Below are 12,212 nucleotides of genomic sequence, written 5' to 3'. Positions count from 1 at the left end.
GGTCAGCCTATCCGTCGGGGCCGGGTGCCTTTGTGGGGGCTTCCGAAGCGGGGGGTGGGGAGAGTTGGTGCGATCCTCCGAGAGAGGCTCGGGTGTTCACTCGTTGGAGAACTCCTCCACCACCGTCGCGCCCAGTTCGCGGACGATCAGGTCGTGGCCCGAGAGGGCGGACTCGTCGAGGTCGGGGTCGTCGTCCTCGGGGATGTCGTCCTCGGGGGCCACCGGAGGCGGCTCGTAGGCGGCGGGAGGTGGGGCGGGCGTCGAGGCGGGCGCGGCCGAGGCCTGGCCCGCGGGCGGGCCCTGCGGCGCGGCGGGGCGCGGAGCCGGGGCCGGGGGCTGCTGGGGGGCGGGGCGTGAGCCGGCCGGAGCTCCGCCGTAACCGCTGCCACCACCAGCGCCGTAGCCGCCGCTGCTGCCGCCGCCGAACCCGGGACCAGGGCCGGAGGCCGACATCGGTGGCGGTGCCGAGCCACCGGAGGTGTCGACGATCGCCTCGATCTTCCACTGCACGTTGAACTGTTCGGACAGCGCCTGCTTCAGGACTTCCTCGCTGCCGCTGCTCGCGAAGTTGTCGCGCGCACCCGCGTTGACGAAGCCGATCTGCAGGGTCGTGCCGTCATAACCGGTGACCTGCGCGTTCTGGCTGAGCAGGATCCAGGTGAAGCGGCGGCGGTTCTTCACGGCCTCCAGGATGTTCGGCCAGAGCATGCGGGGGTCGACGCCTCCGGCGGCGGAGGCCGGCGCGGAGGCGGGGCCGGGGCCCGGGCCGGGGGTGGACACCGTCGGCGCGGCAGCGGGTGCGGGTGCGCTGGGGGCGGCGGGGGCCTGTCCCCCGCCCGCGGGTGTCGCGGTCGGCCAGCCGCCCGGACGCCGACCGCTGCCCACGGCCGTCGCAGTGGGCCAGGCGCCGGGCGCGGCTCCGGACGGGGACGCGGGCGGAGCCGTAGCGGCAGCCGGAGCAGCCGCGGGCGAGGCCCCGGCAGCCGCGGGACCCGGAGCGGGTGCCGGGGCCGAGGCAGGAGCAGCCCCAGCACCCGGTGCCGCGGCAACCCCGCCGGCACCCCCCGCACCACCGGCCCCGTACCCCTCGTTCGCCGCTCCCTGCCCGCCGGGCCCCGTCGCCCGCACGGCGGCCCGGGCCGCGGCGACCCCGCCGCCCGGCGAAACCATCGGAGCGCCCGCCGGAGCCCCTCCATGCACTTCGGGGCCGGGTACGTACCCCATGGTGGGGGCGCCCGCGCCGGCACCGGAGAAGTTCACCCCGCGCTCGATACGGTCCAGACGGGCCATGACGGATCGCTCGTCCCCGTACGCCGCGGGCAGGAGCACGCGCGCGCAGATGAGCTCTAGCTGGAGTCGCGGCGAGGTGGCGCCGCGCATCTCCGTCAGCCCCTCGTTGACGAGATCGGCGGCGCGGCTCAGCTCGGCGGCGCCGAAGACCCCGGCCTGGGCCTGCATGCGCTCGACGACATCCGACGGGGCGTCGATGAGCCCCTTCTCGGCGGCGTCGGGAACGGCGGCCAGGATCACCAGATCGCGCAGCCGCTCCAGCAGGTCCGCGACGAACCTCCGGGGATCGTTGCCCCCCTCGATGACGCGGTCCACGATCTCGAAGGCCGCGGCGCCGTCGCCCGCGGCGAACGCCTCGACCACGGAGTCCAGCAACGACCCGTCCGTGTACCCCAGCAGCGAGGTGGCCATGGCGTACGTCACACCGTCGGTGCTCGCCCCCGCGAGGAGCTGATCCATGACGGACATGGAGTCACGCACGGAACCGGCGCCGGCCCGCACGACCAGCGGCAGCACGCCGTCCTCGACGGGAATGCCCTCACGCCCGCAGACCTCGCCCAGGTATCCCCGCAGGGTCCCCGGCGGCACGAGCCGGAACGGATAGTGATGGGTCCGCGACCGAATCGTCCCGATGACCTTCTCGGGCTCGGTCGTGGCGAAGATGAACTTGAGGTGCTCGGGCGGCTCCTCGACCACCTTCAGCAGGGCGTTGAAGCCCGCCGGGGTGACCATGTGGGCCTCGTCGATGATGTAGATCTTGTATCGACTGCTCGCAGGCCCGAAGAAGGCCTTTTCCCGCAGGTCACGAGCGTCGTCGACACCACCGTGCGAGGCGGCGTCGATCTCGATGACGTCGATCGACCCCGGCCCGTTGCGCGCGAGGTCCCTGCAGGACTGGCACTCCCCGCAAGGAGTCGGCGTCGGCCCCTGCTCACAGTTCAGACACCGGGCCAGAATCCGCGCACTGGTCGTCTTCCCGCACCCGCGCGGACCGCTGAACAGGTACGCGTGATTGACCCGGTTGTTCCGCAGCGCCTGCTGCAACGGGTCGGTGACATGCTCCTGCCCGATGACCTCGGCGAACGACTCCGGGCGATAACGGCGGTACAGCGCGAGAGACGACACACATACGAGGTTATAGGCGCCCACTGACAACAAGGACCGCTCACCGAGCCCCGGGCCCCGGCGGCCGGACCCCCGTGCCGCATCCCGCCCCGCGAACGCAAGCGCCCCCCACGCACCCGCCAGAGCCAACCTACCCTTGCTGCCTTCCGGCCCTGGGGGAGTTCAGTCAGATAGCGCCACGTGAGGGGCTCCGCACAGAGTACCTGATCCGGGAGGGGGGAACGAGTTCGCGAGCACTCCTCAACGTCTTGTATTGTTTGCCGCGGAGGATTCGCCTAGAGGCCTAGGGCGCACGCTTGGAAAGCGTGTTGGGGGCAACCCCTCACGAGTTCGAATCTCGTATCCTCCGCCAGTGCCTCACCGGGCACGATGTCGAAGGGCCCCACCGTTCGCGGTGGGGCCCTTCGACGTTGTCCGTCCCGGTTCTGGTCGGCACTGTCCGACGGGGCAGACGGCAGGCGGGGTCAGTCGCGCAGGGAGTGCAGCATGGTGCCGATCCTCGCCGCGACCGTCTCGGCCGAGCCCTGGGCGTACGACGAGTCCATCGCCTCGTACGTGATCCGCGCGTAGCTCTGTGCCTCGGCCATGTTCTTCGAGCCGCCTTCGAGCATCGACATGACGGCGGTGTGCGGGAACGGCGAGTGCTTCTTGACGGCCAGCGCGGTGTCGGTGGACAGCTCCGGTTCCACCCCCACGAACACGCCGTTCCCGACCTGGAGGATCCAGACCGGCACGTCGGCCGTGCCGTTCGGGGTGAAGTCGTACGTCTTCGTCGGTCCCGTCGGGTGTCCCATCGCCATCGTGTTGACCGTGACGGTGTCGGTGAGCAGGCGCACCGTCGAGCCCGAACCGCCGTCGGAGGTCTTGATGGTCTCGCTGACCCGGACGACCTCGGCGCCCAGCCGCTCGCCCTGCACCGTGAGAAGCAGCCAGCCGGCGTCCTGGGCATCGACCTGGGACCACTTCTTGTCCTTGTCGATGGTGTACCGCTTCGACCTGAACGCCGGTGACTGGTCCCCGCAGGAGCCGACCAGGAAGAACCCGACGGCGGCACCGGCCGTACGGCCGAGGAAGCCGCGACGGGCGAGGGCCGTGGGGGCCGGGTCGCAGGGATGGACGTCGCGTAAGGACACGGGAGCTCCCGAGTGGGGGTGGGGGATGGAGGAACAGAGGGTTCTCGCCCACTCTGTGCCCGGTCCCGGGAGGCGGCAAAGAGCTCAGCCGTGACTCACAGTGTTCAGCCTGGGAACTCAGGTTGCGCACCGGGCGGGTTGACTGCCGCGTCCGGACGGGTCGCCGGTAGCTCTCCCCCGGGGCGGGGTACAGCTGGCTACACCCCCGGTTCGGGAGTACACCTCATCGTTTCGGCGCGCGGACGACGGCATCGTTGAACCCAGCTGGTCCCAGAGGTTCACAGCTCCCCCCGTCCGGAAGGAAAGCCCCCATGAACGCGCTGCTCTCGTCGAAGCCGGAGACGGAGACGGGCACGGAGACGGGCACGGACATGGGGGCGGAGACGGGGGCGAACACGGCGTCCACGGTGCGGGGTGCGGAGCCGACCGGGACCGTCGTCTACGACGCCCGCCTGATACCGGCGGCCCCGGCAGCCCCCGGTCCGCTCGCCTCCTTCGCCCGGTTCGTCCTCTGCGGCGGCGGCATCGGCGTCCTCTCCAGCTTCGCCGTCCCCCTCGTCGCCGGACTGATGACCTGGGCGGTGGCCAACGCGGTCGTCACCGTCGCGTCGACCGTCCTCTGCACCGAGCTGCACGCACGCTTCACCTTCGGAAGCGGGAAGCACGCCGGATGGCGCCAGCACTGCCAGTCCGCAGGATCAGCCGCGGCCGCCTACGCCGTCACCTCCGTCGCCATCCTCGTCCTGCACACCCTCCAGACCTCTCCGAGCATGCTCACCGAACAGATCGTCTACCTCAGCGCTTCCGGCCTCGCCGGCATCGGACGCTTCCTCCTCCTGCGCCTCTACGTCTTCGCCGGCGGACGGACCAGGGCCACGGAACCGGTACGGATGAACAGCCCGGCACGCCGGCCGCACCGGGCCCTGGCCTGGGCCTAGGCCCCGCCGGCCCGGAGAGTCGGAGGGTGACCGCGACCGCGTTGGCCGCACCCGTACGATCACCCGTCATGGAGGACTGGCTGGAGCGCGCGGCGAAGCTGAGGCAGTGGGCCGGCAACGGGGTCCGCGCCCCGCACAAGCCCCTGCTCCTCCTCTACGCCCTCGGCCGGTTCCAGCGGGACGCCGACGGCGAGTTGCGCTACAGCGCGGTCGAGGACGACCTGAAGCGGCTGCTGGCCGAGTACGGTCCCGCCAACCGGACGACACCGGCGTACCCCTTCCACCACCTGGTCGGCGACGGGGTGTGGGAGGTGCGGACCGATCGCGGGCCCGGCAGCCCCGGCAGCGGGGTGCGGGAACTGCGGTCGACGGGCGCGGCGGGACGGCTGGCGCCGGAGCTGCGGGCGGCGTTGCGCCGCGAGCCCGCGCTCCTCGGCCGGATGGCCCGGATCCTGCTCGACCTGCACTTCCCGCCCTCGCTCCACGACGAACTGTGCGAGGCCGTGGGCCTGGAGTGGGAGCCGGAGGGGTCGGCGCCCCTGCCGGGCGCGGGGCCTCGGGACCGGCGCCGGCGTGACCCGCGGATGCGGGAGCTGGTCCTGACGGCGTACGAGTACCAATGCGCGTTCTGTGGGTACGACGGCCGGATCGGGGCGGTGCCGGTCGGGCTGGAGGCCGCGCATGTGCGCTGGTGGGCGTTCGACGGGCCGGACGACATCGACAACGGCCTGTGCCTGTGCTCGCTGCACCACAAGCTGTTCGACAAAGGCGTCCTCGGCATCGGGGACGGGCACCGCATCCTGGTGTCGCAGCGCTTCGTCGGGCGGAGCCCGGCGGCCCGCGACCATGTCATCGCGCTGGCGGGCCGTCCGCTGACCGGCCCCCAGCCGGGCACCGCGCCCGTCGCGGCGCGCCACCGGACCTGGCACACCCGACAGGTGTTCCACGGAGCTCCGCGCCTTGCCGCGCCGGCCTGAACCGCACACGACGGGGTGTGACGCAGGTCACGGGAAGTCGGTGTGGGGTGCCGGACAGCTCATAGGGGTGAGCATTGATATGCGTACCCGGGTACGGGCCGGGGAATCGAGCGCCTTCGCGGAGCTCTTCGACAGTTATGCGCGCGCGGTCTACAACCATGCCTTCCGGCTGACCGCCGACTGGTCGACGGCCGAGGACGTGATGGCCGCGACCTTCCTGGAGGCATGGCGGCTGCGCGACCGGGTCGACCCCGAGGGCGGCTCGCTGCGCCCCTGGCTGCTGGGCATCGCCACCAACACCGCGCGCAACCAGTACCGGAGCAACCGGCGTTACCGGCAGGCGGCCCAGGCCGCCGCCGCGGCCGAGCTGTCGGTGCCCGACCACGCCGAGGACGTGGCCGGGCAGGTCGACGACCGGCGCCGTCTCGCGACCGCCCTCGCCGCCCTCGCGAAGCTGCGGCCCCCGGAGCGCGAGGTCATCGCGCTCTGCCTGGGGGAGGGCCTGGACTACGAGGCCGCGGCGGAGGCGCTGGGGATTCCGGTCGGCACGGTCGCCTCCCGGCTCTCCCGCGCCCGCAAGAAGCTGCGCACCCTCACCGACCCCGGACCGGCGCGCCAAGAACCCGGACCGCCGCTGAAAAAAGTTCGCGGAAGACGGGAAGGCAGCCGCCTCGACCGACAGATAACAGGCGATCGCACCCAAGTGATCCGGCCCGCACAGGAAGGAAACCGATGAACGAGAACACGCCCCGGCAGAGTCCGGCCGAGCGGGACGAGAGCGCCCAGCAGCTCCTGTCACGCACGGCGCGCGATCTCCCGGCGGGCCGTCACCAGTTCCACAAGGAGCGCCTGATGGCCCAGATTCACCAGATCCAGCAGGAAGAGCGCACGGCGGCCGCCGAGGCGGTGGCCCCGGCGCGGACCCGACGGTTGCGGCTGCCGCGCCCGGCGATCACGCTGCCCGCTCTGGCCGCCGCCCTGGCCGGTACGGTCGTCGCCGGAGTGGCGATGAACGACGCCGGCGGGGTCAGGGACGGCGGTGTCGCCACCGGACCCGCCCTCACCACCCACATCGGTGTCGCGACCTCCAAGGGCGTCCCCCAGTTGCTGGGCCAGATCTCACTGGCGGCGGCCGAGACCGGGGGAAGCCACCCGGCCGTCAAGCCCGGCCAGTACGTCTACATAGAGTCCAAATCGGCCGACTCGTTCGTGAAGACCGTCGACGACAAGAGCAGCCTCGCCAGTCACGCGCTGCACCGCCGCCAGGTCTGGATGTCCTCCGACGGCACCAAGGGCTGGCTGATCGACCCGGCCGTCAACGACAGCTCCGAGGGCGAGACCCTGAGCCTGCCCGACGAACAGGGCAACACCCCGGTCGGCGGCCTGAACCACCCCACGTACGACTACCTGGCCAAGCTGACCACCGACCCCGACAAGATCCTGGCCAAGATCTACAAGGAGACCAAGGGCCACGGCAACTCACCCGACCAGGAGGCGTTCACCACCATCGGCGACCTGCTCGTCGAGAGCTACCCGCCGGTGGAGCTGTACTCGGCCCTGTTCAAGGCCGCCGCAAAGATCCCCGGAGTCGTCGTGGTGAACGACGCGGTGGACGCGGTGGGCCGGCACGGGATAGCGGTGGCCCGGCTGGACGAGACCAGCGGCGAACGCGAAGAGTGGATCTTCGACAAGAAGACCCATGTCTTCCTGGGCGACCGCTCGGTCAAGGTGACTGCGAGCACCGGCGAGGACGCTCTGATCATGCCCGGCACGGTGACCTTCACCAACGCCATCATCACCCGGGCCGTCGTCGACGGCATGAAGCAGACCCCGTGAGCCGACGCGGTGGTCCCGTCAGCTGATCTTCACGGTCTTCGACACCGTGACCTGGTCGATGTCGGTGGTGCGGACGGTGACCTTCATGGTCCAGGTGCCGCCCACCGGGAGGGTGACGCCGTCCGCGGCCCAGTAGCCGCCCTTGTCCGTCAGCTCGGCGTCGATCGGGCCGATCTGCTGGGATTCCAGAGTGAAGGTGAGGCGCAGTTCGGGCACGGTGGCGAAGCCGCCGTCGGGGCCGTAGATCACGGCCTGCACGGAGTTCTCGCCCACCCGGCTCGGTGTCAGTTCGATCTGCACCTTGCCGTGTCCGCCCTTCGTGCCGACGTCGAACGGGATCGTCGTCGTCGAGGCCGTGGTCTCCCCGGCGGCCGCGGTGGCGGAGGCCGCCGCGGCCTCGGTGGCCGCGCGGCCCGGCTGGGTACCGGTGAGCAGGGTGGTGATCACCAGCACGACGATGCCGACGAGGACCTCGACCAGCACCGAACGGCGCAACGCCCGCCGGTACGGGTCGGCCTCGTCGGAGGCCGTGCCCGAGACCTTGTCGGAGATCTTGCCCGAGCTCTTTTCGCAGGCCTCGTCCGAGGGCTCGTGATCCGGATCCGGTGCGCCGTCGTCCGATGCACCGTCGCCCGATGCACCGTCGCCCGATGCACTGCCGTCCGAGGGGCCACCGTCCGAGGGGCCGTCCGCCCTCCCGACCCGTACGTCGGCGGGGACGGCCGAGGCCCCCACCGTCTGCGGCACCCGTTCCTCCACCAGCACCGCCGCCGCTGTCCGTGCCTCCTCCGCCGCGAGCATCAGCCGCCCGGTCCAGCGCCGCGAGGCCCCCGCCCCCGCCAGCAGCACCAGCACCGCCACCAGCTTGGCGAGCAGGAGCCGGCCGTACGAGGTGGAGGTCAGCGCGTCCCAGGAGCCGAGGCCGCGCCAGGACTGGTAGACGCCGGTGACGACCAGGACGGTGACCGAGGCGAGGGCGAGGCGGGAGAAGCGGTTGACGACGGCCGCGGGGAGCGGCTCGGCCGACCGGTACAGCGCGGTGAGCAGGGCCGCGAGGCCGCCCAGCCAGACCGCCATGGACAGCAGGTGCAGTACGGAGGAGACCATCGCCACGGGGACCTGGATCCCGGCGGACGCGTGCTCGGCGACGGCCCAGGTGACGGCGAGGGAGACGGTGAGCAGCCCGCCGAGCGCGAGGACGAGCCGCCCCCGCGCCTGCTCGCGCACCGGATAGAACACCGCCGCCCCGAGCAGCACCAGCCGCGCCAGCAGGGCCAGTCCCGGCCTGCTGGTCAGGGTCTCGCTGAGGACGGACGGGTCGAAGGCGTCCGCCGGGCCGCTGCCGCGCTCGTAGGGTCCGCGCAGGAGCAGCAGCGCGACGGTGGACCCGGCCAGGATCCACCAGCCGGTGAGGAGCAGTCGCCGCACCGGGCCCGGGAACCCGCAGACCAGGACGAAGGTGGCCGCGCCGATGAGGAGGGCCAGACCGCCGTACGCCAAGTAGCGGGCGGCGTCGTAGAGCGTGCCCGCGACGGTGTTCCCGGAGGGGTCCACGGGAACGGGCGGGGCGGTCGCGGAGGGTTTGCCGATGGAGAAGGTGAAGGCGCCGGAGACCGGGTGGCTGTCGGCCGAGACGACCCGCCAGGCCACCGTGAAGGTGCCCGTGCCCAGGCCCTTCGGCAGGGTCACACGGGCGGTGTCGGAGCGGTCGCCCGCATGCCCCGGATCCCCGGTGTGCACGCGCCGGTTGTCCGGGTCGAGCACGCGGAAGGAGTCGTCGAGGAGCCCGATGGACTCGCTGAAGGACAGCGTCACCTCGGTGGGCGCCGTCTTCAGCACGCTGCCGTCCTGCGGATCGGTGCCGGTCAGCGCGGCGTGGGCGGACGCGCCGCCGACACCGCCGAAGAGCAGCAGGACCAGCACCGTGCCCAGCAGCGCGAGCCCTTGGGCGATCCGCCGTCGGTCCCGCTGTCCGCCTCCGCGTACGCCCACACGCCGTCTCCGTCGTCTCCGCGGCGTCCGCACAGGCCTGCGCGGGCTCCGCATTTCCAGAGTCACGGATACGTACGGACGAATCCGGCGCCGTGCTCACTCTCCCGGCGAGGAGCCCACCGGGGAACCCGCCGACGAGCCCAGCGGGGAAACCCCTGCGAGGGCCGCCTCCCGCGTCAGGAAGGCCAGCCGGGCCCGCTTCTCGGGCAAGTAGACCTCGGGAAGGTCGATTTCGGGAAGCACGATCTCCCGGCCGGGTACGAAGCCCTGCCGGATCAGGCGCGTGATCGCCTTCTCGTTGCGCGCGTCGGGTTCGACCACGACCCGCTGCCGGTCGAGGCCGATCAGCACGTACACGGTGAACGCGGTCAGCAGCGCGGACGACCAGCCCGCCCGGCCACCGCCGGACCCCGCGGGGCCGATCAGCAGGTGGACGCCGATGTCGCCGGGCTCGACGGCGTAGCACTCGCTGACCCGGTCGGCCTCGGGCTCGTACGTCTGGAAGAGCGCGGCGGGCTCGCCGTCCTTGAGCGCGAGGAAGGCGTGGTGGGTGTCGAGCGAGTCCAGGTGGACGTACGTCTCCAGCACCTGCTGCTTCGTGAGCCCGTTCATGCCCCAGAACACGGCACGCTCCTCGCTCACCCAGCGGTGGATGACGTCCAGGTCGGCGTGCGGCTCGACGGGCAGGACGCGCACGGTCCCGAAGCCGTCGATCTTCTGCTCGTGCACGGCCTCGCGGTCGGCGGCGTACGGCTCACTGCTCATGGTTGTCCTCAACCTTCTCTGTCTCCTGCTCCTGTGTCAGCCGGCTCCAGTCGGTGACGACCGGGGCCAGTTCTCCCTTGAGCCACAAGGGGAGTTGGTCGCGGTGGTGGGCCGAGCCCGGGACCCCCGAGGCGCCGAAGGGGACCACCCAGAGGCTCTGGCGGCGGTCGGCGAGGTCCCAGACGTAACGGGCCGCCGGGCCGCGCGCGCTCAGGTCGGTCAGGCCGGGGACCGTCGAGGTGCACAGCACGCAGTCGTGGTCTCCGGAGAGCCCCGGTTCGTCGTACGAGGTGGTCGTGAGCGCGCGCCAGGGCGCGAGGCGGTGGGTGTCGCCCCAGACGCCGAGCGGTTGTGCGGCCGCCTCCTCGACGGCCTCGCGGACGAGGGCGGCGCGGTCGATGCCGTACAACTCCTCGGCCTTCAGCAGGTGTTCGAGGGCGAGGCCGACGCGGGGGAGGAGGGCGAGCCAGGGGCGGAAGACCTCGGGGTACGCGGGCGGGTCGGCCAGCGCGGCGAAGGCGGGGTGCGCGGCGAGCCGCCGTACGACCGCGCCGCGCACCGCGGAGTAGGCGGCCGCCGCCATGCTGTCGGCCGCCATCCGGCGGTCCCAGCCGAGCAGCCAGTCGCGCAGGGCGGTCGCCTCGATGCCGAGTCCGTCGAGGGCGGCGAGGTGGCCCATCAGGGGTGCGGCGGAGGCCAGATGGGTGTCCATATGGATGTCCGCCATGTCCTGGGCCGACCACTTCGGCCGCTCGTCGAGGAGTTGCCGGATCCGGGCGGCACGGTGGAACGGGGCGAACTCGACGCCGAGCGGACCGGCGGGGCCGCGCTGGTTCGCCATCACGGCGACGCCGTCCTCGACCGTCCCGTACGGCATTTCGTGCCAGCCCAGCCATTCGTGCCCGGGCTCCCAGGCGGCGACGATCCGGGTGCGGTTGTCCGCGCCGCGCAGCGGGACCCGGCCGGCGACCCGGTGCAGTACGCCGCCCTCCGTGTCGGCGGCCTGGACGACGTTCACGGGCTCGGCCCAGTGGTCGAACGCCCGGTCGACGTCGGCGACTTCGCGGGCCCTGAGGAGGGGGAGGAGCGCGCTGAAGCCGAGGTCTTCGGTGACGCGGGCCGGGTAGCGGAGGCTGATGGGTTCGACGCCCTCGGTCATCTCCGCTCCCCCGATGACGACCGGTCCGCGCGGGGTCTCGACAACCTCGACCTCGACGGGTTCACCGCCCGCCACCTCGACCGTCTCCATGTGCCGGGCGACGGCCCGCCACTCCCCGTCCGGGTCGAGCGCCTCCCAGCTGCCCGTTCCCTCCGGTCCCTGGGGTCCGACGCGTCGCAGTCGTTCCCGGTACAGGTCCTGGTAGTCGGCCATCGCGTTGGTGATGGCCCAGGCGACCGTGCCCGTGTGGGCGAAGTGGGCGATTCCCGGGACGCCGGGGACGGCGAGGCCGACGACGTCGAACTCCGGGCAGGAGAGGTGGATCTGCTGGTAGACGCCGGGGTCCTCGATGAAGCGGTGGGGGTCGCCCGCGATGACGGGCTGCCCGGCGCCGGTCCGCTCGCCCGTGACGAGCCAACCGTTGCTGCCGGAGGTGCCGGGACCGTCGGCGGCGAAGAGGTCCACGGCCTCCGGTCCGATCCGGCGGACGACCTCCTCCCTCCACAGCTTGGCGGGGAAACCGGCGAAGAGGATGTGCGCGCCGAGCCAGACGCCGAGCGGGGTCCAGGGCTCCCAGCGCCCCGGGGCGAGCCCGGTCTCCGCGAACTCCGGTGCGCGCCCGGCGCCTTCGGCCAGTCCCTCGTTGACCCCGTCGACGTACGCGACGACCCAGTCGGCGGTCTCCGGATCCCGTCTCTCCAGCGCCGTGAAGCAACGTCTCGCGGTGTCGTCGAGCCGGGCCCGGCGTGCGAACCGGTCCCAGCCGACGGCCTCGGCGCCGAGGAACGCGGCGGACGTGCCCTGCGAACGGTGCCGTTCGACCTCCAGTTGCCAGGCACGGTCGAGGGCGGTGACACGCCCCTGGGCACGGGCGAGGGCGCGGGCGCCGGTGGCGCGCAGGTGGGGGATCCCCCAAGGGTCACGGTAGAGCTCGGCGGTCACAATCCATCCCCACTTTTATGAGGTTAGGCTAACCTAACTTCCATTGGGGCGAAAT

9 protein-coding genes, 1 tRNA gene and 1 other RNA gene are annotated in these 12,212 nt (G+C 72.2%); 5 read left to right on the top strand and 6 right to left on the bottom strand.

The genetic code is table 11. The annotated features are described in order from the left end of the window. Positions 1–96 precede the first annotated feature (96 nt). Positions 97–2,415 carry a DNA polymerase III subunit gamma and tau gene (locus SMIR_RS19470; protein ID WP_168493243.1) on the bottom strand — a complete coding sequence of 773 codons (2,319 nt, stop codon included), beginning with the start codon at positions 2,413–2,415 and terminating at the stop codon, positions 97–99. Between the two features lie 94 nt (positions 2,416–2,509). Continuing rightward, an RNA gene (gene ffs, locus SMIR_RS19465) (signal recognition particle sRNA small type) lies at positions 2,510–2,608 on the bottom strand. A 71-nt stretch (positions 2,609–2,679) separates the two neighbouring features. On the opposite strand from ffs, the gene SMIR_RS19460 reads away from it, so the two are divergent. Beyond that, a tRNA-Ser gene (locus tag SMIR_RS19460) sits at positions 2,680–2,767 on the top strand. A 112-nt stretch (positions 2,768–2,879) separates the two neighbouring features. Here SMIR_RS19460 and SMIR_RS19455 read toward each other — a convergent pair. Further along, positions 2,880–3,548, bottom strand: a complete 669-nt coding sequence (locus SMIR_RS19455) for a hypothetical protein (RefSeq protein ID WP_168493245.1) — start codon at positions 3,546–3,548, stop codon at positions 2,880–2,882. Between the two features lie 452 nt (positions 3,549–4,000). Here SMIR_RS19455 and SMIR_RS19450 point away from each other — a divergent pair, with 452 nt between their 5' ends. The 4 genes from SMIR_RS19450 (at position 4,001) to SMIR_RS19435 (ending at position 7,299) form a co-directional block, all read left to right on the top strand. Further along, positions 4,001–4,486 carry a GtrA family protein gene (locus SMIR_RS19450; protein ID WP_248003668.1) on the top strand — a complete coding sequence of 162 codons (486 nt, stop codon included), beginning with the start codon at positions 4,001–4,003 and terminating at the stop codon, positions 4,484–4,486. A 68-nt stretch (positions 4,487–4,554) separates the two neighbouring features. Next, positions 4,555–5,463 (top strand): phosphorothioated DNA-binding restriction endonuclease, encoded by a 909-nt coding sequence (locus tag SMIR_RS19445; RefSeq protein WP_168493247.1) that lies wholly within the window; start codon positions 4,555–4,557, stop codon positions 5,461–5,463. Positions 5,464–5,542: 79 nt separating this feature from the next. Beyond that, positions 5,543–6,199: an RNA polymerase sigma factor gene (locus SMIR_RS19440; RefSeq protein WP_075031388.1), complete on the top strand. Its 657-nt coding sequence runs from the start codon at positions 5,543–5,545 to the stop codon at positions 6,197–6,199. Further along, positions 6,196–7,299: a CU044_5270 family protein gene (locus SMIR_RS19435; RefSeq protein WP_168493249.1), complete on the top strand. Its 1,104-nt coding sequence runs from the start codon at positions 6,196–6,198 to the stop codon at positions 7,297–7,299. Before SMIR_RS19440 ends, SMIR_RS19435 begins: the two co-directional genes overlap by 4 nt. A gap of 18 nt (positions 7,300–7,317) precedes the next feature. Here SMIR_RS19435 and SMIR_RS19430 read toward each other — a convergent pair whose 3' ends face one another. From SMIR_RS19430 to SMIR_RS19420, 3 genes are read right to left on the bottom strand one after another with little or no spacing between them, the layout of a single operon-like run. After that, entirely contained in the window at positions 7,318–9,345 is a 2,028-nt protein-coding gene (locus SMIR_RS19430) for a copper resistance CopC/CopD family protein (protein ID WP_168501147.1), read from the bottom strand. A gap of 42 nt (positions 9,346–9,387) precedes the next feature. Next, on the bottom strand, positions 9,388–10,056 hold the full coding sequence (locus tag SMIR_RS19425) for a GNAT family N-acetyltransferase (RefSeq protein ID WP_168493251.1): 669 nt from the start codon (positions 10,054–10,056) through the stop codon (positions 9,388–9,390). Beyond that, positions 10,046–12,157 (bottom strand): penicillin acylase family protein, encoded by a 2,112-nt coding sequence (locus SMIR_RS19420; RefSeq protein ID WP_168493253.1) that lies wholly within the window; start codon positions 12,155–12,157, stop codon positions 10,046–10,048. Before SMIR_RS19420 ends, SMIR_RS19425 begins: the two co-directional genes overlap by 11 nt. Positions 12,158–12,212 lie beyond the last annotated feature (55 nt).

The sequence above is a fragment of the Streptomyces mirabilis genome (genome assembly GCF_018310535.1).
GTDB lineage: Bacteria > Actinomycetota > Actinomycetes > Streptomycetales > Streptomycetaceae > Streptomyces.
The sequence above is the reverse complement of the archived record's forward strand: the minus strand, read 5'-3'. Positions and strand labels throughout refer to the sequence as shown.